Raw genomic sequence first — 21,372 nt, forward strand, 5'->3', positions numbered from 1 at the left:
ATCATATATTTATGTCGATTTTTTAAAATCTAAAGTCATTTTTTTAAAGTTATGAAACTGTCAATTATATAGTTTTGCAATGTGAAAAATACAAAAGGAAAATAATCAATACAGTATTTTTTTAAACTCAATTTTATTGAATAGTTAACTTAAAACAAAAACCTATGAAAAAAGACATTTTTTTCAGACAGAATTCTCCATGGAGGAGATGTTTATTACAGTCAGTTCCTGTAACCATAGGTTTACTTGTCTCAATAAATGCTTATGCGGAGGCAAGTACAGACCAAAACCTAGATCTTGTTTCAGTAACACAACAGAATTCTACTATCACTGGTATGATAGTTGATGAGAGAGGTGAAGCACTTATTGGTGTAAATGTACTTGAAAAAGGAACAACCAATGGTACAATTACAGATTTTGATGGCCGTTTTTCTCTAAATCTTTCATCGAAATATGCAGTTTTAGTTGTTTCGTATATTGGATATAAGACGCAGGAAATAACTACTAATGGAAGAACTGAAATCAAATTAACTCTTTTGGAAGATTCAGAGACATTAGATGAAGTGGTTGTTGTAGGTTACGGTACACAGAAGAAAGTTAATCTGACAGGTTCTGTTTCTTCTGTATCAGCAAAGGATATTCAGGATGTTCCAACATCTAATACAGCTTCATTGTTGCAGGGACGTATGCCAGGTTTGATGATTAGTCAGAATGGCGGTCAGGCAGGAAAGGAAGACATGGAAGTACGCGTACGTGGAGTTGGTACATTTGGGAATAATAATCCAATGGTAATTATAGACGGTGTTGAAGGGACGCTTTCACAAATGAGCGATATTCCTTCGGCTGATATTGAAAGTATCTCTGTATTGAAAGATGCTGCATCGGCTGCTATTTATGGTGTACGTGCAGCCAATGGTGTTATACTTATTACTACAAAGAAGGGAAAGGCCGGTAAAGTTAGTGTCAATTATTCCGGTAACTATACAGTTCAGAAGGCTATGCTTCCCAATTATGTAGATGCATACAATTGGGCATTGATGAAAAATGAAGTAAATCCCGGAACTTACGATGAAGTTGCCTTGCAAAAACTTAGAGACGGTTCCGATCCGGATCATTATGCTAATACAAACTGGCTTGACGAGGTATTCAGGACGGCAGGTATGCACCAACATCATCTTTCAGTGTCTGGTGGTAATGAAAATACTCACTATATGACATCTGTTTCATATTCAAATCAGGAAGGAATAATGCGTGAAACCGGAGCTGAAAAGTTTGCTTTCCGTTCTAATATAGACAGTAAGCAAGGTATTTTTAATTTTGGATTGAATCTTTCAGGTAATAAAAATAATGTGGATCAGCCAGCATACGTTTCTCCTAGTGGAGATACGAGCGTAATGCGTTATTTGTCATGGTTTTCAAGACCTACAGTTCCTGTAAGATATTCAAATGGTCACTATGGTTATGTTGATGGCTCTCTGGCAAATGCAGAACTGGTTAAAAATCCTATGCAGTTTATAAATGAAGGTTATCGCAAAGACGAAACATGGAGATTTAACGGTAAAGCATACGCAGGAATTGATATTATTGACGGACTTCAGTTTAAAACAAGTTTGGCCTATTCTTTCAATATGAACGCAGTGAAAACATATAAACCGAAAGAATTGGGAAGATATGATGCTGAAGGAAATGAGTTGAAAATACCGGGAGCAAACAACAGACTTGAAGATTATTACTGGAGAGAAACTACATGGACTAATGAAAACATTTTGACTTATAACAAAAAATTTGGTTTGCATAGTCTGAATGTGTTGGCAGGTCACTCATTGTTAAGTTATTCACGCTCTACAACTACGGCAGGTAAGGAAGGCTTCCCTACAGAAAATATTTATGAACTTGATGGAGGATCAAAAAATCCATCGGCAATAGGTAATAGTAACGAATATAGATTACAGTCATTCTTCGGACGCATAAACTATAGTTATGCGGACAAGTATCTTTTTGAAGCGAATATACGTCATGATGGTTCTTCTCGTATGCCTAAGAGTAACAGATATGCTACATTCCCGTCTCTATCAGCTGGTTGGGTATTTACTAATGAAGCATTTATGGAAGATTATCAATGGTTGTTCGGTAAACTTCGTTTCTCATGGGGTAAATTGGGTAATCAGGAAATAGGTAGTTATGCTTATCTGTCCAGTTTGGGTGCTTCAGGTAATTATTACTTTGATCAGGGAAAAGACCCTCAGACAGGTATGGTTTCAACATCTATTCCTAACGAAAACATAAAATGGGAAACAACCAGAACTATCAATGCTGCAATAGACTTGGGATTCCTTAATAATAGGATACAGACTACATTTGAGTGGTTTGATAAAAAGACTTCAGATATCCTAATGCAGTTGGCTATGCCTAACATTTTCTTGGGATCATTGGGGGCTCCATATCAAAATGTAGGTACTGTACGTAACAGAGGATGGGAATGGAATGTTAATTATAATGACAGTAAAGGTGATTGGAATTGGTATGCAGGATTTAATCTTTCACATGTGAAAAACGAAATTCTTTACATGGGTGGATTAGAGGAAAGAATAAGTGGACAAACCATTAACCGTGTCGGTGAACCTATCGGTGCTTACTATGCTTATCAGGCCATTGGTATTTACAGAACAGAAGCTGACCTTAACAGAACTAATTCTAAGGGTGAAGTGATTTTACAAAACGGTGTAAAACCAAAACTCGGAGATATTATGTATGCTGATATTAATGATGATGCTAATATCACACCGGAAGATAGAACTATTATCGGTAATCCATTTCCTAAATATACATACGGAGTTAATTTGGGAGCAGGTTGGAAAGGTTTTGATTTGTCAACTTTCTGGCAGGGAGTAGCAGGTATATATCGTTATAATTGGGAAACAACAACTGATATCCGTGGTAACTTTACAGACAGATGGCTTGACAGATGGTCTGCAACTAACCCTAATGGTTCTATGCCTGCTCTGGGTAATACCATGAACGACCAGTTCTCGTCATTCTGGTTGGAAAATTCAAGTTATTTGCGATTGAAGAATCTTGAATTCGGTTATACATTTGGAGAAATACCTAAAATCGGTGTTTCAAAACTCCGTATTTATTTTGCCGGAACAAATTTGCTTACATTCACTAAACTTAATAACTGGGATCCCGAAAAAGGCTCAGGGGATACCCGTAACGATAATTATCCGAATGCTAGATCATTCTCATTCGGTGTAAACGTAACCTTCTAAACCATAAAAAATACGATTATGAAACTAAAATATTTATACAAAGGAATATTATTTTCCGGTTTGACTTTGGCTGTAGCTTCTTGTTCAGACAGCTTTCTTGACCTGAGTAATCCTAATCAGGTTTCGGATGCAACCTACTGGCAATCTGAAAATGATGCTGTAATGGCTCTTGCTGCTTGTTATGATGCAATGCAGGCTGCCAATTTATATAACGACAATGTTGACGGATGGGCATTTGGCTTTTTAGTACGTGAAAGCTCTACAGATAATGGTGATCATACCTGGGGTGACTGGATGTTGGGAAGTACTATTTCAAAAGGAACATCTGCTACTACAGACGAATGTTTTTCAATGTATTGGAATGCTAATTTTGAAATGATAAAACGCTGCAATCTTCTTATATCAAAGATAGATGGAATTCCTATGTCTGATGATACAAAAGCGGCAATAAAGGCTGAAGCAATAGCTTTACGAGCTTTAGGATATTGTAATTTGACATCAGTATTCAGGGATGTCCCTTATATTACAGCTCCTCTGACTTTGGAAAATCCTGAAGCACCTAAAGAATTGAAAGCTAAAATAGCGGAAAATGTTCTTGCTGATCTGAAAGCCAACTTACCTAATTTGCCTGTTAAGGGTACGGAAGCAAAAGGCAGAATGACGCGTGAAGCCGGATATGCTATTATGGGACGTATGGCACTATTCAATGAAAAATGGGATGATGCGATTGCTGCATACGATAATGTAATAGGAAAAGTACAGCTGTTTAAATCTGGTGATGGTTCAAACTATGAGGCTAACTTCAGAGATTTGTTCAAAGAGGAGAACGAACAATGTGATGAAGTTTTGCTGAGTGTCCACTTTAAGGGTCCAGGACTGAAAGAAGGTAGTACTTTCGGAGTCTGTTGGGGAGGTCCAATGAATGCAATTGAAGCATCAATGAATTTATGCGATGATTTTTATTGTATTGATGGTCTTCCAATTGATAAGTCTCCTTTATTTAAAGGAAGCCTTGAAAAAGGTGGACATACTAAAGATAAACCTGATTATGCAAGATACGAAAACCGAGATCCACGTTTGAAAGCAACATTGATGTTGCCTGGTATGAAATGGAACGGTAAAGAGTTTACAAACAATCTGCCAGCATCCTCCACAGCTTGTATCTTGAAATGGTATACCCCTGAAAATACAGCTAATGAGTATGATGGAAGTTTGGATTATTATATTATCCGCTATGCAGAAGTTCTGTTGTCAATGGCTGAAGCTAAAATTGAAAAAGGTCTTCCACAGTCAGAGGTTAGCAAATATATCAATGAGGTTCGTGCCCGTGTCGGAATGCCGGCTATTGAGGAAGTAGAAGGTACTAATTTGGGACAGGATGAACTGAGAGCAATTGTCCGTCATGAACGTCGTGTGGAACTGGCATTCGAGGATTTGCGTTTTGCCGATTTGTACAGATGGGGTGACTGGGAAAATGGTATCAAACGTATGCAACATGACAAGGAGTTCTATGGCTTTGGAGTTTATGACCGTACTTATCGTGGTCCGCAGGATACAGTATGGCCAATACCACAAGGTGAAATTGATACCAATAAGCAACTCGTACAACATGATGAATGGAAATAATATAATAAGAGTTTGAATAATAGGGTTGCTCAAAAGGCAACCCTATTTTTATTAACCTTCTTGATTTTAATATTAGAATTATGTATAAAAAAGTTTACACTCTTATATCATCTTTCTTTATATTGCTTGGTATGTCAGTTTCATCATGCGACGGCCATAATGATGGTAATATATTGTTTATGGATGATTTTTCTGGTGATTCTTCTATCCCTGATACTTCCGTATGGGAACTATGTAAACATGCAAACAATGCCTGGTCGCAACATTTCAAATACGTCAAAGGGTATGAGAATGTTAAGGTAGAAGACGGTGTGCTCAAACTTAAAGCTTCAAAAGAAGACGGAGTATATAAAAATGGTGGTATCAGAACAAAAACAGGTTTCCCTTGCAATACGCGTCTTGAAGTACGTGCAAGATTGACAAAACTGGTAAAAGGTGGTTTTCCTGCAATATGGCAGATGCCTATTAATGCACCTGTATGGCCTAGAGGTGGAGAAGTTGACCTAATGGAATGGGTACAAGGAACTCCTTACGATATATATCAGACAGTACATACATATTATATAAACGGTGATTATGGTTCGTCCGGTGTAACCAATCCTAATCGTCCTACAAATTTTGATGTTACACAATATCATGTATATGCTGCCGACAGAACAGAAGAGGCTGTAATATTCTATATTGATGGTGTAGAAACATGGAGATATGAAAATCAAAATCTGCCTTCCGAAGAAATGCAGTTCCCGTTTTGTGAGTATCTTTATGACATAATATTGAATTTTTCTCTTGGTGGAGAATTGAATGGTAATCCTACATGGCCGGGAGAAATTGATGATAATGATTTGCCAGGTGAGTTATGGATTGATTGGGTTAAAGTGACAAAGATTTAACCGTCGTGTGATTTACAATATTTGTTCTGATATTTGTTATTTGAACTGCAACTTGAAAACCGTATTCTTTTCATTGCTACACACCAGTGATATACTTCCGTTATGGAGACGCATAATCTGCCGGGATAGACTTAATCCTACTCCAGTTCCTTCCTGCTTTGTTGTGTAAAATGGAACGAAAATATCCTCATAATTCTCTTTGCTGATAGGAGTTCCGTTGTTAGAAATATTCACTACAACGGCTTCAGAAAAGTCTATTTCGGCAGTTAAATCTATGGTTGTGGCTTTGGCTTGGATAGCATTCCTTATCAGGTTTACCAGTACTTGCGAAATCTGGTCTTCGTCTGCATAAAGAAGTATGTCTTCCGATTTCTCTATATAACTTAATGTTGCTCCTGATGCACTGATTTGTTCACGTGTCAGTTGGGTAACTCTGTCAATTAGCTCTTGCAGATAGAAAGCTTTTTTTACAGGTGCGGAAACACGTGTCAGCGAGCGGTATGTGTCAACAAATTTTATCAGTCCGCGGGCCGATTCGGATATTGTATCAAGACCCAATTTGAGTTCTTCTCTGTTTACAGGCTTGTTTTCAGATGAAGTAATATCCATCGACAGTGTATGGCTCAGCGAAGCTATTGGAGTTACGGTGTTCATTATTTCATGCGTAAGCACACGTATAAGTTTGTTCCACGACATCTCTTCGTTGCGCGACATTTCGTTGCTTATGTCATTTATAACGATAATCTTTACATTCTTTCCCTGCAATGATGTTTCGGAAGATGATACTGCAAGTGTGGTCTGTCCCTTTTCGTTGTAGAAAGAAACGCGCATCTCGTTGTTTGCTTCGGAAATGTTTTCAAAGCATTCCTGTATCTCATGGCTGACATTTGCCAGTTGGCGTATATTGCTCAGTGTTGCCACTCCAAGTATATTCAGTGCTGCCAAGTTGCAGTATGAAACTTTTCCGCTGAATTTCTCGTTCAGTTCCACTACCACAATAGCCGTCTTTACCTTGTCCAACATCTGTCCGTAATAGCGTTCCTGCTCGTTTATTTCCTGTTTTTCCTTTTCGAATATCAGACGTATTCTGTTCAGAGTCTTGTTTAATCTCCGGTACAGTACTTTCTTTTCGTCAAAACGGAAATTTGTCTCTTTGTCTTCCAGTGCGTCAAGAATGTACGAAACCTTGCGGTGTGTCCTTCGTGCATAGTACATACCGGAAATTATTGCAGAGATTAATGCGGTTGCAATAATGATTAATATGACATTCTCATACGAAATCATATATTATATTTTTTCAGTTTCGTATATAGGGTAGGGCGGCTTATGTTAAGCGATTTTGCCACATGAGTAAGATTGCCGTTATATCTTTCCATAGCGGCGCGTATGGTTCTTTCTTCCACTTCCTCCAGTGTCTCTTCTCCTGAAGCTGATGCTTGCGGCTGTACCTGATATGTGTGTTGTCTGTCAGGCAGACAGAAGTCCGAAAGCTGAAGCTCCGTACCGTCGGTCAGGATTACTGCCTTTTCTATCGTGTTCTGCAGTTCGCGGATGTTTCCGTTCCATCTGCATGAAACCAATGCTTTTTCCGCTTCACTTGAAATGCCCGATACCTCACGATGATATTTCTCGGCATATCTCTTTATGAATATTTCTGCCAAAGGAATAATCTCGTCAGTCCTTTCTCTAAGGGGAGGAAGTTGCAGATGCATGGTGTTGATACGGTAATAGAGGTCTTCGCGGAACTCGCCGTTACGTATCATTTCCTCAAGGTTGCGGTTGGTGGCACAGATGAGGCGGATATCTACAGGTGTCGATTGCGAACTTCCCACCTTGCTTACTGTTCTGTTCTGAAGAACTCTGAGCAATTTGGCCTGCAGATTAAGAGGGATATTTCCTATTTCGTCAAGGAACAGGGTGCTGCCGTTTGCCTGTTCTATTTTTCCCACACGGTCTGTGTGAGCGTCAGTAAAGGCTCCTTTTACGTGTCCGAACAGTTCGCTTTCAAACAATGTTTCCGTTATCGCTCCTGCATCCACACAAACCATCGGTTTCATGCCTCTGTCCGACAGACGGTGTATTTCTGCCGCAAGCACATCTTTTCCCGTACCGTTTTCTCCCGTAATGAGAATGCTTGCGTCTGTTGAGGCTATTTTGTTTACCGTACGTAATATATTTTTCATTGCAGGACTGCTTCCCCAGTGCATTGTCGCAGCCTGGCTTATCGCAGGTTTCATGCTTTTCTTTTTTGTTCCTGCATCCCTGTGTTTGTATGCTGCATCAAGCACAGAAATAAGTTTCTCGTTTTCCCAAGGTTTTACAATGAAGTCGAATGCTCCGCGCTTCATTCCCTCTACCGCCAGCGATATGTCAGCATACGCGGTGAAGAGTACAACTTCGGTAGTAGGGCTTGTCTTTTTGATTTCCGAAAGCCAGTACAATCCCTCATTTCCGGTATTGGCAGACGACTGGAAGTTCATATCCAGCAAAATCACGTCAGGCATAAATTCTCTTAACTGTGAATTTATGACGTTTGGTGATGCCACAGCCTTTACTTCCTTGAAGTATTTAGGCAGTAGCAGTTGGAGTGCTGCCCTTATTCCGCTATTATCATCTACTACTAATATTTTGGCTTTGTTCATGTTCACTTTTATACTTTGTTATGCAAAAATATAAGTTTTGGAGTTTATTTTGTCCAGTTGATTGAAAAATTATCCGCAGGCACATCCATTCGTCACGAACAGGTGTAGCCTGCGGGTTAATTAGAGAGAGATTTTTTATTTATTCGGTCTCCAATGATATGTTTGGAGATTCAAGTGCCAGTGAATTATATCTCACGACTACGAGTATTGCCGTAAGCACCTGTATGAACAGGAACACCAGCAGGTATATCCACCATGACACATTTACTTTCATTGCAAATCCCTGGAGATATTCGTTTATTGCTATCACCGCTACGGGTATCGAGATAATAAAACCTGCCAGAACAATAAAGAAATACGGCTTGTTTCCCAGCCAGAGCACATCGGTGTAGTCTGCTCCGAACACTTTGCGCAGGGCTATTTCCTTTCTCTTATGCTGAATGTCGAATATCACCATAGAGAAGACGCCGACCAGTGACAATACTACGGCTATTATTGAAAAACACAGCATCGTGTTGGCGAAAGAATTCTCACGCTGATATTGTGCGGCAGCCACATTGTCGTAGAACAATACTTCTGTAGGATATTCGGGTTCCACTTTGCTGATTATCTCCTTTATGTGGGATACCGCCTCAGTTCTGTCGTATCCGGAAGCGAGTCTCACAAACATATCCGATAGATATCCGCTTTCAGCCGGTAGAGAAATGAAGCATACAGCACTCTGGCTTTTGCGCATGGACGTAAAGTTTATATTGTCGCATATACCTATTGTCTCTGCTTCCATAGAAGGGATATTTCCGAGTTCTACACCGTAATTGTCCTTCATATACCGGTTTACTATAATGTCTCCTTTGCTCGTTTTAGGGAATGTTTTCCCTTCTGTCATCTTTATTCCCATCACATCAGGAAAATCAGGAGTGACATATATCAGGAAGCTCGGAATGTCTGTTCCGTTATATTCTATTCCCTCAGTGCAATAAGTGTCTTGTGCCCCGAATCTTTCGGACGTGAATGCCACATTCTCTATTTCAGGATATTTCTGAAGTTCCTCTTTTATCCACGAGCCTTTGCTCTTCACTATATCACTTGTCAGCCCTACAATGGCTATGCGGTCCTTGTCGAACTTCGGGTCGAATCGGAGCATCATCCTGTTCTGCAGATAGATTGCCGCTATGAACAGAATCAATGAGCACGAGATGGCATACTGCACGCACAGGAGAGCCTTCTTGATTTTCATACCAGAAGAACTTAAGTTGAAGTTGCCTCTCATTGCAAGTTCTCCGGTATATGATGTGGCGAAGAATGCAGGATAAATTCCTGAAAGTATTCCGCCTGACAGGGCCAGAAGTAGTGTGTTGAATACAATGGAAAAATTCTTCTCGAAGCTGAATGCAGTGTTTACTATTCCCATTTCCGTGACAGCAGGAGAGAGGAAAACGACTGCAATCACAGCTCCGGCAAATGCTATGAGCGACAGCAGGACAGTTTCCTGAATTATCTCCATACGTATCGTACGGGTGTCCTCGCCAAGTATAATCCTGGTGTTGATGGATTTCAGTCTTGACGGAATGAGCGAGGTATAGAAATTTGTGAAGTTCAGCAGGCCTACAATTATTATGAGGAATGAGATAATGGTCAGTACATTGTATTGTGTGAGACTTCCGCTCCGGAACACACGTCCATCCGACTTCTCTTCCTGAAAATATACGTCAACCAGCGGTGTGAGATAAATGGGGGTGAGACCACGGTATTTATCAAACTCGAACTTGCTGTTGAATTCATCCTCCACAAGAGAAACATTCTCGCTGTCGTCCAGACGGAGATAGCATACAAAGTTGCTTGCCCCGAAGTTCTGAAGGAAGAAATCCGGAATCTTCATGTATATCTCGTTTCGTATCTGCGAGTTTGCGGGCAAGTCTTCGTAAACGGCACCTACAGTCCATTTGTCGGAACGCAGAAATCCGGTACCGGACTTAATCTTCACCTGTTTACCTATAGGAGATTCGTTACCGAAAATCTTGCGTGCCGTACTTTGCGGAATGGCAAGCTGTTCGTTCTTCGACAGTGTTGCGGGATCACCTTCTACAATCTTTATTCCAAATACCTTGAAAAAGTCTTCACTCACCACATTGGCGGTTTCTATGAATCCGCTGGAAACTCCGTCTTTCATAGTAGTGATATATACCTCGCCAAGGAACGGACATACCACAGTTCCCGCTACGATATGGCTTGAAGAGCGTATCACCTCGTCCGAAAATCCCGGAGGAAGTATCGAACGGAAAATGGTATTGTTGTCCGAAAGATTCACCCTGTAGATGTTCCCGGCGTCAGGATGGAATCTGTCGAATCCCTTTTCAAAGTCCAGTTGTACGGATATGAGCATAAAGGCGCTGAATGCCAGAATCAGACCGATAAGGCTCATAAGCATTGGAACGAAGTATTTCCTCAACGTATATTTTATGTTTCTCAGTGCTTGCATATAAGTTCGGGTTTATTATTCGTTTTTAAGTGACAATACCGGATTGGCATTCGATATTTTCAGGCTGCAGATTACCACAGTAGCTACTACTATTATAGCCACTATCAGGTCTGCCGCGAGGAAATATAGCAATGACAGACTGACTTTCTCGGCAAACTGTTCCAGCCAGAGTCCTGCCACATAATATGCCAGTGCATCGCCTATGATAAAGGCAACAACGAGCCATTTCATTATGCCGGCCACGAAAAGCGAAAGGATTTCTGCCGTGGTGGCTCCGTTTATCTTGCGTATGGCAATCTCCTTGCTTCTTCGTTGTGCTTCATCTCGGACGTATCCCACGAGTCCTAGGAAGGCTATCGCTATGGAGAATATACTTCCGGCAAGGATGGTATTCTTCATCTTCTTGTTGTCGTCATACATACTGTTCATTACCTGTTCGTATGAGAAAACTTCCATATCCTTTTCGGTAATCACTTCACCCAGCTTCTTCTGAATCTTGTTTATTGTTTCAGGATTGATGTCCTTTACCTTTATAAGTATGTACGGCATATATTCATTATCTGCCTTACCTGTAAAGCGTACGCTCGGACGTTTGTCCATTCTGTTCAACAGTCCGATACGGTAGTCCTCGTAAACTCCCGAAATAGTAAGAACTCCAAGGTTCATTGCCGAAGAGTCTGAATGCTCTGTCAGATAAATGCCTTTTCCTATCGGGCCGTCGTTCCAGTCGGTAAACTCTTTCATCTTCTCCACGAAGCTGCGGCTGACGGCAATCTCGTTTTCTGCGGCAGGCACACGTCCTTCAATTATTGGAATGTCAAAGAACTCGAAGAATCCTTCTGTGCCGGCATACTGGTCGGCTATGTTGAAAAGTTCGCTGTCGCCCCCGGGGAGATAGACATTGTTTCCGGAGCAATAGTCGAATGGAAGGGTGTATGCCCTCTCCACGTCAACTACCTCAGGAAGGGATGATATTACCTCCACGCTTCTCGATGCCTGTACGTTATCTACCCCTCTGACATTATAGTATAACACGTTGTCGTAATCATATCCCGGATTATCATTCAGAGCCTTGTCGTACTGAGCGGCAATGATGAAAACAAAACTCAGAAGGAACACGTTTATGATAAACTGGACGAACAGCAGACAGAGTTTCCATTTCCTTTTGTTCTCCTTGTAGTTCATGAACGCCACGCTTACCGGAATCTTGTTGTAAAGATATCCCGGAAGCAAAGCCGAAACCAGAAACAATACAAGTATCACTCCGCAGAGTACAATCATCGTCTCCTTTATGAATAGAGCCTCCAGACTGACTCCAAGCAGATATTCTATTGTCTGTCTGAATCCCAATATCATCAGTAATGCCAGAAGCAGTGAGAAGAACAGATATACTGATGTCTCTTTAATCAGCATACCGTATATGTTTGTTCTTTCTGCGCCATAGCATTTGTGGATACCTATCTCCTTAGAGCGTTTCACCATTTCCGATATGGATATAAGCATATAGTTCATTAGTGATATCAGTACCAGTACAAACGAAACTACTGAAAGGATGATTATAAGATTCCTTACGTATGGTTCGGATGTATGAAGCTTATGGAACGGACTGAGTACGCACCATATCTTGTATCCGCTGTTTTTCAGTTCCTCCATAGGCAGGTTCTTGTCCATCATTTTGCGTATGGCTGGATCGATGGATTCGGGTGTAACACCTTCTTCAAGTTTTACGTATCCTTTGTACCGGTCATTTCCAAGCCAATTGTCAGTACTTTCCTTAGGATAAGTTTCCATTGAAAGCAGAATGTCGTAATACAGACTTCCGTTTTCCGGGAAATCTTCATATACTCCTCCTATAGTGAATTTTAGTTTGGGCGCCTCTTCGTTGTAAATAATTTTTCCTACTGCCTTGTCAATGCCTCCCATCTTTTCGGCAAACGAACGGCTTACCATCACGTTGAATTTCTGAGCCAATACTTCCTTCGGGTTTCCTGCCAGAATCTTGCGGTCGAAAACATCGAAGAATGCGGTATCCGCCAAAACCAGCATACCGGTTACAAGAGCCTTTTCTTCCGTATAGAATTTCTCGCTTTCAAAAAGGAAGGTGGTGCGTGTGGCGCTTTCCACTCCCGGTACATATTTCTTGAATCCGGGAGCGATACCTCCGCTCACCTGGTCAGATTCATTAACTTCGCCCCTGAGTGAATAATTCGGTTTTATCAGATATATCCGTTCCAGACCTTTGTAGAAATTGTCGTATGACGATTCAAGGCATACCTTGGCTATAAGAATACACCCTATGGCAAGACCTATTCCTAGAGACAATATTTTCAATATGTTGTTGAATTTGAACATTATATTATTATTTATCGGTTATTCATTTTTCAGTGTTTCAGCCGGATTTTCCGAAGCTGCCTTATAACTGCACAGTGTGACAACTCCTACGGTAATTATTGCTACCATGACGAATGCCAGCAGGAATACCCACCAGTGCAACGGAGAGCGGTAGGCAAATGTGCTATAGTAATAATCCATTACAATATATCCCACAGGCGCAGCTATCAGGAAGCTTATAAGGAGTATGTAGAAGAACTTGCGGTTGAACATCTCCAGTATCTCGCGGATGCTTGCTCCGTGAACTCTTCTCAGGCCTATTTCCTTTCTTCGGAACTTGGTTTCAAACATAAGCAGACCGATTATTCCCATCAGTGATATGATTACTGCAAGTATGGTGAACAGCGTTATAAGGCTGATTAGTTTCTGTTCCTTACGGTACTGTGTTCCGAGTTCCTCGTCGAAGAACTTCAGGTTTATTTCTTCGGTGTTGAAGTTAGGAGAAATATCGGCCACCACTTCTTTCACTGCCTGAAGTACTTCGCTGTAAGTGGCACCCGGATTGCTTCGGATATACAGGTGACTTACAGGCCACCATGGCTTTTTCCCGAAAACGTAGAACGCGAACGGTTCTTCCTTATAATGAAGTGGCTTGAACTTGAAGTTCTCACAGAAACCGGCAATATCAGTTTCACCTATATGTCCGCTAACTTTGCTCTCAAGGCTGAATCCGAATTTCTTTTTAGCAATTTCGTTGAATATGAAAATACCTTTCTCGCATTTCTCGTCTGCCTGTGTGAAGTCACGTCCCTCAACAATATCTATACCCATAAACTTCAGGAAGTTGTATGAAACAGGATAGCTGATGAAGCTTATATTTTTACCGTTGAACTCCCTTCCCCAACCCATTCTATATACACTGACCAGGGATGATGCTCCCCATGCTACTTCCTTTATAGCTGTCTTCTTCTGGAGTTCGGTAGTGTATAAATCTCGGTTATTTGAGTTTACCGGAACATATGCCGTGAACAGCGATTCCTTGTTGAATCCCATGTCGTAGTTCATCATATAGTCGTATTGCATCTTGATGAAGAACGCGCACAGCACGAACAGAATGGATATAAAGAACTGGAATCCCACGAGTATATATCTGAATGACTTGCCTCTGCTCACTGTGCCCATTGTACCCTTAATGGCAAGGGCAGGAGAGAATGAAGTGACGTGCATTGCAGGATATATGCTTGACGCAACAGTCATTATCAGTGCGACAAAAACTGTCAGTATCGCCACTGCGGCATTATATCCAAGATCCAGCGGACAGCTTATAAGTTCAGCGTATGTGGAACTGCCTATAATCTTTATCACAATATATGAAAAGAAAAGCGAAACCACCACCAATATAGCCGATTCAGCCATAAAGCCCATTACGAGCGACAGTCTGGAACTGCCAAGAATTTTCCTTGTATTTACAGAACGCAGTTTTGCCGGAATCTGTGCCATGAAGAAGTTCAGATAGTTTATCAGTGTGATGACAAGTATAAGCACTGATACTATGAACAATGTTATTGTAGTGATAATGTTACATTGGTAAACTATGGTATTGTCTGTAATTCTTAACTCGAACTGAAATCCTTCCAGCGGGAATAGTTTTACAGCGTTCCTGCCTATGTATTCGTCTATCTCTTCCTGAGTAGGAACTTCCACGTCCGGATTGGAACTAATCATTTCGTTGACCAGATTTTTAGTGAAGCTGATGGCATTTTCGCTGAAAGCATTAACGTTGTTCTTGTCATTAAGTTTTATAAAATATCTGTAAGACCATTCGCCGAAATTGTCCAATGACTCTTTCTCATAAATATTACTGTACAGAAGATCTGTTTCTCCGAATATGGAGTTCATCGCCATGTCCTTGAAAATGGCAGAAACGGTTCTCTTGTCCTTTTCGCCTTCCAGTTGAATTGCATCGCCAAGTTTCAGGTTCAGTCTGCGTGACGCTCTTTCGCTGAGTGCCACTACATTTTCCTCACCTATACCCTGGAAAGTACCTGCAACGGCTTCTATTCCGAATACATCGTATGTGCCACTTGTCACCTGCATGGTGTTAAGCTCGAATGTCCTGTTGTCATTGCCGTCTGCTATTTTTATTTCAGTCTGAATATTCCCTTGTAGAACAGCATACGATTCAACCATTGACGACTGTTCTATCAATGATTCCATAACAGGGCGGCTCATGTTCACACTGTATTTCCCTTCGTCGAACCAGTCCTTATGTGTCACAACGAATATACGGTCCAAGTCTTTGATTTTGCTGTTGTAGTTCCAGTCGTAATTCACCTGAACCATTATAATATATATTGCTGCAAAGGCAACTGTCATACCTAACAGATTAAGTATTCCTGCACCTTTGAATAGTCTGATAATGTTTCTCATCACTTTGATTTTTAAAAAGTTGTTATAGATACTACAATCAAGTTCTTTATTATTCACTTTTAAGATTATTCACCGGATTGTCCGATGTGGTTTTCAGGCTGATAAGCCAGACGGAACCTAACGAAATGACAACCACCAAGACAAAAGCAGTTACCGGTATCCACCACTGGAAGTGAGGATCGTATCCCACAAACTTGTCTATCTGACGTATGCCTAAATAGATGAGCGGAATGGCAATAACCAGACTTATGAGCAGTGATTTCATTGAGAACTTCATCAGGTTGCATTGTTCCATCCATGAATTTGAACCGAAAACCTTGCGTATGGAGATGTCGCGTTTGCGTTGTGATACGAAGTAGAGGCTCATGGCTGTAAGTCCCAATAATGATATGATGAGTGCCGCAAATGTGAAAATGACGATAGTCTTGTTCAGACGTGTTATATTGTCGTATGTGTTGAGCACTTCGTCATGATACCATTTTGAGTCGAAAGGTATTCCGCCTATTATTTCGTAAAACAGGTCATCGAGCTGGCGTTTGTATTCCTCATTCGCCGATGTGGTTTCTACCAGCACATTCCACGGTGAAACTTTTTCTACCGGAAGAATTCTCATCTGAAGAGGATGAACTTCACCCATCAATGAGCGTATCTTGAAGTCCTTGAATTGGCCGAGAATATTGCATTTATATCCATATCTGTTGATGTAATAATCAGGACCCTGACCGATTGAAAGCAAATCTTTCATGGCATTTTCGCTGACAAAATAACTTTCGTCGGTGTTCCCAAGGCCGCGGTCTTCAGTAATCTTTATGTTAAACATCTGCAAGAATGATGAATCAGCGATAAATGTCTGGAAACTCATACATTTCAGTGTGTCGGCACTGTTGAAATAGTTCATATTGTTGTTTCCTCCATCGTTTGGTGTTCCGCAAGCGAAAGAAACTCTTTTTACGAAAGGCAGTTTCAGTGCCTCGCTGCGGAACTGTCTCATCTGCTCATTGCCCGCCATGACCGGATAGTCTATTATACTGCCATATTCATAACCAAGCGGAGCATTGAGTATTCTGTATATCTGCATGCTGAAATAGAAAGAACAAGTCAGCAATGCTATAGTAAGACAGCTTTGGAATATATTCAGTCCGCGGAAATACACCAGTTTGGTCTTGCGTCGGAACGTTCCCTTTACAACATCCATAGGATTGTATCCTGACAATATTGATGCCGGCACGATGCCTGACGCGAATGCCAGAACCGCAACAAGCAGGATGTATGATATTACTGTAATATATGATACGTCGCCCAGTATATCAAGTTTTACTTTAAGCAAATCCATGGCGTATGGCTCCACTGCCAGGGCAAGTATGAAGGATATGATGAAAGATGCTGCTGTAAGTATAAACGATTCAAGTATCATTCGCCAGAATATATCTTCCCGTGAAGAGCCTAAGATACGCCGTGTCGCCATTTCCTTTGCCCTGTAGCTGGTCTGCGCCACACTCATACTTACGTAATTGAATATAGCCATCAGCAGGACGAGTACTCCTATTATTATAAAGGTCACAACAACCTTATAATTGTACTGTTTCAGGCCTATTGAAGACTGTATGTCTGAAAAATAAAACTCACGGATAGGAATGAATTTTACAGTTTTTTGTGTTCCGCCTTCGTATATCCAGAAAAATGTCTTGAGATATGAAACTATATCGTCAGCCTTGGTGTTAAGATCTGTGTTCGGTAATAGACGGAAGAATAGATTTGCCCCACCTGAATTACTCATGTGTGTATTCTCTATTGCAGAACCATAATTATAGTATTTTATATTTTCGAATGGTAAAATTATTTCCCATTCATGAGGAATGACAGAGTTGTCTATATCCTTCATAATACCTGCAACTTTGTATTCGTTTGTTGCCATTGGCTGTATAGTCTTGAAAGTCTTGCCTATACAATCTGTGGTTCCGAACATCTTAATAGCTGCCGACTGGCTTATGACAGCATTGTCATTCGAAATCAATACATCATCAGGATTTCCATACAGAAGAGGAAAACCGAAGAAACTGAAGAAGTTCTTCTTTGCCATACCTACATACAAAGTCATCTGTTTGTCTTCAGACATTACCGGATATTCAACACATCCGGAAATGGCACACCATTCCTCTATTTCGGGATAGCGGCTTTGCAGTTTGTCTCCTAAATTATAATGTCCTCCGGCGTATTCATTGCTTGCCATTATATACGTCCTGTCGGCATCCTTCATATCTTTATCCACTGTAAGTTGCCTGAATACCATGTTTGATATAAGCAATATGAACATGAGCGAGATGCTCAGTCCTGCAAGATTTACCAATGTGAAAACCTTGTTTCGGCTCAGGAACTTAAAGTATGTCTTATATTCATTCATATCATCTTGAGTTTTTGAGTTTTCAAGTTTTAGAGCTTGTTGATAACAAACTCTAAAACTTAAAACTATCAGACCTGCATTTACAATTCATTTCTTACATCACCCACAATACGTCCGTCGAAGAGGTTGATGATTCTTTGTGCTACTGAAGCGTCTTTCTGTGAGTGAGTCACCATTACTATAGTTGTGCCTTCCGAGTTCAGTTCTGTAAGCAGATCCATTACCTCCTTACCGTTCTTTGAGTCGAGGTTACCTGTAGGCTCGTCGGCAAGTACCAGCTTAGGGTTTGACACAACGGCACGGGCTATAGCCACACGCTGCTGCTGACCGCCGGACAACTGCTGCGGGAAGTGGTGTGAACGGTGGCTGATGTTCATTCTTTTCAGAATCTCCGTAACGCGCTGTTTGCGTTCTGCCGCACCGATGTTGAGGTATTTCAGAGGCAGTTCCACGTTTTCAAACACATTCAGCTCGTCTATAAGGTTGAAGCTCTGGAATACAAAACCAAGGTTACCCTTGCGGAATTTGGTACGTTCGCGTTCTTTCAGGTTTGCCACTTCCTGTCCCAACAGTTCGTAGCTGCCTCCTGTAGGATTATCCAGCAGACCGAGGATGTTCAACAGTGTTGACTTGCCGCATCCTGACGGCCCCATGATAGCTACAAATTCACCTTCGTTTATTTCGAAAGACACTTCGTTCAATGCTGTAGTTTCAATTTCTTCTGTACGGAAAACTTTGCTGAGGTTAGTTACTTTAATCATATTGTTTGAGTTTTTAAGTTTGTGAGTTTTTAAGTTTGTGAGTTTATGAGTTTTTAGTTGTTATTATTTCTATGTTTTTTACTTATAAAATAGGGGTTGATACGTTTTATTAAAACTTGCCCACATTTAGATTAAAACTTGCCCACGTTTTAGTTCAAATTTGCCCACGTTTTTTTAAACGTTTTTTTATTCGTTCTTCAAAGATTTTACGGGGTTTGTATTCATCAGTTTTATCATCTGCCAGCTTATTGACAGCAGTGCTATGACAATCATTATCACTGCGTCTAAAATGTAAACATATACCGGATTGTCTATCCTGTAGCTGTATCCTTCAAGCCACTTGCTGACGGCTATCCATGTAACCGGCAATGCAATTATAATGGAGATTCCTACTGACTTTATGAACCCTGATGAAGTCTCGATAAAAAGCTGTAGTCTGCTGCTTCCCATAACTTTTTTCAGAGCTGCTTCCTTTGAGTGCTGACGGGTATAATACGTACTCATGGCAAACATGGCCAGTATAGTCAGCAGAAGGGTAAGCATGGTGAATACTGCTATTAGTTTCAGGTCTTGTTGTTCTGAAGAATACAGGTCGGAAATCATTTTATTATAAGTTTTTACTACTATTTCATCTTCCGAAAAACCTTTACTTTTGTAGAAAGCCTTTATATCGTTCTCTGCCTTGTTCTCGTCGCCGGAAACTTTTACTACAAGTGTTCGCAGTATTCTGAAATCTTCTTCTTTCTCCATTTCCTTAATCCACGCTATGTTCAGAAATCCTCCTCTTGTTTGTGTATTTGCAGTTCCTTTATGATAGTCTTTTAAAATACCGCAAACAGGAAACATTCCACCGGAATCAAGATTGACTTGCGTACAGTCATAATCAAGTCCTAAGGCTCTCATTGTCGATTCTGGAAGCCATGCACACTGATTGAGTGGTTCTCCGTTTTTGCGTAACACCTTGAAACCGAGTATTTCGAAAGCGGACTGGTCGCCATAATACATATCAAATTTCTGGTCTATGCCGTTAATCTTGAACGAAGTTCCTGATGTTCCCAGAGTCATAGGTTCAAACTGTAGCCAACCGACCTTTTCTACACATGCCAGTGATTTCAGTTCTTCAATGTGATAATCCGAAGGTTTGCTTGCGTTCTGTATGCTTATTCTGTTTTCTTTTTCATATCCCATTGGCTTTTCAGTCATGTGCTTCAGTTGTATGAACATGACTGCTGCAAGGCCTAACGTAATGAATGCCACTCCACTCTGGAAACCTATCAGAATTTTACCTAAAGTCATTTTGCTGGTTCGTGCAAAATTGCCGCGTACCACGTCAATAGGCTTGTACTTTGAAACAAGAAGTGCGGGTATAATACCTGATAATACCGAAAGTATCAGAAGCAGCAGTATAATAAACAGTATCTCCATCCATCCCATATCTTTGAGTGGAGAAATTTCTTTTCCAATAAGTTCACTCAGATGAGGAGATATCAGTTTTACAAAGATTAGCGCAAAGGCAAAAGATATAACTGTAAGAATGAACGATTCAGATATATATCTGGCGATTATTCCTGATTGTTGTGTTCCGAGAAGACGCCTTGAAGCCATTTCCTTTGCCCTGAATCCTGTTTGGGCAACCGTGAGCGAAATATAATTCAGTACGGCGAACAGCAGGAGAAATATTCCGGCTGCTGTAAACAGTTTTATGAAACTTGCATCTATAAGACCTTCGAACGGAGCTGTAGCTTCTACTGCACTGTAGCTTATTTTATCGAAAGGTGTAAGAAGGAAGTCTTTACACAGCCCATATACATACAGAAAGTCTTCTTTCCGGACAACTTCTTCCATCTTGTTTTCAAGTGACTGAATGTCTGTTCCTTCTGCAGCTTTTATAAATAGGACAGTTGAACCGTTGCCGTTTCCTACAAGTGAACTGTCAAGATCCTTGACCAAATCTATACGGTAAATTATTTCAGGCGAATAGAATATTGTATTTTTGAAATCGCTGAAAATTCCGGTAATGTTCAGATTGGCCGTATTTCCGTTAACATCGATTTTGATGGATTTGCCGATTGGATCTTCTTTCCCGAATACCTTATTGGCAAATGTACGTGAAATAACTACTGAGTTCTTTTCTTTCAGAACAGATTCCGGTGTTCCTGCTTCCAATGGAAACGGAAAGAATCTGAAGAAATTCTCATCTACGATTGATGCCTTCTGGCGGTCGGTATAATCGCCTGCCTGAAAAGTCATTTTAAGTCCTCCGAAGATGTGCGTATTCATCATTCTGCACATATCTTCCACTTCAGGAAATTTACCTTCAAGCTGCTCTTTTATTGTGGCACATCCGAAAAACAGTCTTTCGGAATGTCCGATATATATATTCCCTTGTTTTTTAATTTCCGAATCGGTATTATATTCCCGTATTACAAACGAGCCTATGAATACCACAAATGCGATGGCAATTGCCATACCGGAAACTTCGATTGTGGTATACAGTTTGTTTCTTGACAAAAATCTGAAATAACTCTTCATACAATACTTTT

General features: G+C 40.7%; 11 protein-coding genes. 3 read left to right on the plus strand and 8 right to left on the minus strand.

Translation table 11 applies throughout. The features are described 5' to 3' along the window. Window positions 1-335 precede the first annotated feature (335 nt). The 3 genes from I6E24_RS05290 to I6E24_RS05300 all read left to right on the plus strand — a co-directional run bounded on the left by I6E24_RS05290 (window position 336) and on the right by I6E24_RS05300 (window position 5,785). Window positions 336-3,269, plus strand: coding sequence for a SusC/RagA family TonB-linked outer membrane protein (locus I6E24_RS05290; protein WP_394800364.1), 2,934 nt, complete (start codon window positions 336-338; stop codon window positions 3,267-3,269). Between the two features lie 18 nt (window positions 3,270-3,287). After that, the gene (locus I6E24_RS05295) at window positions 3,288-4,895 is read left to right on the plus strand and encodes a RagB/SusD family nutrient uptake outer membrane protein (protein WP_235326845.1); all 1,608 of its coding nucleotides are present in this window, start codon (window positions 3,288-3,290) and stop codon (window positions 4,893-4,895) included. Window positions 4,896-4,975: 80 nt separating this feature from the next. Next, window positions 4,976-5,785 carry a glycoside hydrolase family 16 protein gene (locus I6E24_RS05300; RefSeq protein WP_235326847.1) on the plus strand — a complete coding sequence of 270 codons (810 nt, stop codon included), beginning with the start codon at window positions 4,976-4,978 and terminating at the stop codon, window positions 5,783-5,785. Between the two features lie 36 nt (window positions 5,786-5,821). On the opposite strand, the gene I6E24_RS05305 is transcribed toward I6E24_RS05300, so the two are convergent. The 8 genes from I6E24_RS05305 to I6E24_RS05340 all read right to left on the minus strand — a co-directional run bounded on the left by I6E24_RS05305 (window position 5,822) and on the right by I6E24_RS05340 (window position 21,361). Next, the gene (locus I6E24_RS05305) at window positions 5,822-7,069 is read right to left on the minus strand and encodes a sensor histidine kinase (RefSeq protein ID WP_235326849.1); all 1,248 of its coding nucleotides are present in this window, start codon (window positions 7,067-7,069) and stop codon (window positions 5,822-5,824) included. Continuing rightward, window positions 7,066-8,427 carry a sigma-54-dependent transcriptional regulator gene (locus I6E24_RS05310; protein ID WP_235326851.1) on the minus strand — a complete coding sequence of 454 codons (1,362 nt, stop codon included), beginning with the start codon at window positions 8,425-8,427 and terminating at the stop codon, window positions 7,066-7,068. The genes I6E24_RS05305 and I6E24_RS05310 overlap by 4 nt, the downstream gene beginning before the upstream one ends. A 139-nt stretch (window positions 8,428-8,566) precedes the next feature. Then, window positions 8,567-10,906, minus strand: coding sequence for an ABC transporter permease (locus tag I6E24_RS05315; protein WP_235326853.1), 2,340 nt, complete (start codon window positions 10,904-10,906; stop codon window positions 8,567-8,569). 15 nt (window positions 10,907-10,921) lie between these two features. Further along, a complete protein-coding gene (locus I6E24_RS05320; protein ID WP_235326855.1) occupies window positions 10,922-13,258 on the minus strand; it encodes an ABC transporter permease in 2,337 nt (778 codons plus the stop codon). 18 nt (window positions 13,259-13,276) lie between these two features. Beyond that, entirely contained in the window at window positions 13,277-15,667 is a 2,391-nt protein-coding gene (locus I6E24_RS05325) for an FtsX-like permease family protein (RefSeq protein WP_235326857.1), read from the minus strand. Window positions 15,668-15,716: 49 nt separating this feature from the next. Further along, window positions 15,717-18,068: an ABC transporter permease gene (locus I6E24_RS05330; RefSeq protein WP_235326859.1), complete on the minus strand. Its 2,352-nt coding sequence runs from the start codon at window positions 18,066-18,068 to the stop codon at window positions 15,717-15,719. An 80-nt stretch (window positions 18,069-18,148) separates the two neighbouring features. Then, entirely contained in the window at window positions 18,149-18,829 is a 681-nt protein-coding gene (locus I6E24_RS05335; protein WP_154043934.1) for an ABC transporter ATP-binding protein, read from the minus strand. Window positions 18,830-19,015: 186 nt separating this feature from the next. Beyond that, entirely contained in the window at window positions 19,016-21,361 is a 2,346-nt protein-coding gene (locus I6E24_RS05340; RefSeq protein ID WP_235326861.1) for an ABC transporter permease, read from the minus strand. Between the last annotated feature and the right edge of the window lie 11 nt (window positions 21,362-21,372).

Source organism: Bacteroides caecigallinarum (genome assembly GCF_021530995.1).
GTDB classification, from domain to species: Bacteria; Bacteroidota; Bacteroidia; order Bacteroidales; family Bacteroidaceae; genus Phocaeicola; species Phocaeicola faecigallinarum.

Excerpts from the sequence above, each read along its gene's own strand:
- I6E24_RS05290 (WP_394800364.1), top strand. The coding sequence starts at position 336 with ATGATAGTTGATGAGAGAGGTGAAGCACTTATTGGTGTAAATGTACTT.
- I6E24_RS05295 (WP_235326845.1), top strand. The coding sequence starts at position 3,288 with ATGAAACTAAAATATTTATACAAAGGAATATTATTTTCCGGTTTGACT.
- I6E24_RS05300 (WP_235326847.1), top strand. The coding sequence starts at position 4,976 with ATGTATAAAAAAGTTTACACTCTTATATCATCTTTCTTTATATTGCTT.
- I6E24_RS05305 (WP_235326849.1), bottom strand. The coding sequence starts at position 7,069 with ATGATTTCGTATGAGAATGTCATATTAATCATTATTGCAACCGCATTA.
- I6E24_RS05310 (WP_235326851.1), bottom strand. The coding sequence starts at position 8,427 with ATGAACAAAGCCAAAATATTAGTAGTAGATGATAATAGCGGAATAAGG.
- I6E24_RS05315 (WP_235326853.1), bottom strand. The coding sequence starts at position 10,906 with ATGCAAGCACTGAGAAACATAAAATATACGTTGAGGAAATACTTCGTT.
- I6E24_RS05320 (WP_235326855.1), bottom strand. The coding sequence starts at position 13,258 with ATGTTCAAATTCAACAACATATTGAAAATATTGTCTCTAGGAATAGGT.
- I6E24_RS05325 (WP_235326857.1), bottom strand. The coding sequence starts at position 15,667 with ATGAGAAACATTATCAGACTATTCAAAGGTGCAGGAATACTTAATCTG.
- I6E24_RS05330 (WP_235326859.1), bottom strand. The coding sequence starts at position 18,068 with ATGAATGAATATAAGACATACTTTAAGTTCCTGAGCCGAAACAAGGTT.
- I6E24_RS05335 (WP_154043934.1), bottom strand. The coding sequence starts at position 18,829 with ATGATTAAAGTAACTAACCTCAGCAAAGTTTTCCGTACAGAAGAAATT.
- I6E24_RS05340 (WP_235326861.1), bottom strand. The coding sequence starts at position 21,361 with ATGAAGAGTTATTTCAGATTTTTGTCAAGAAACAAACTGTATACCACA.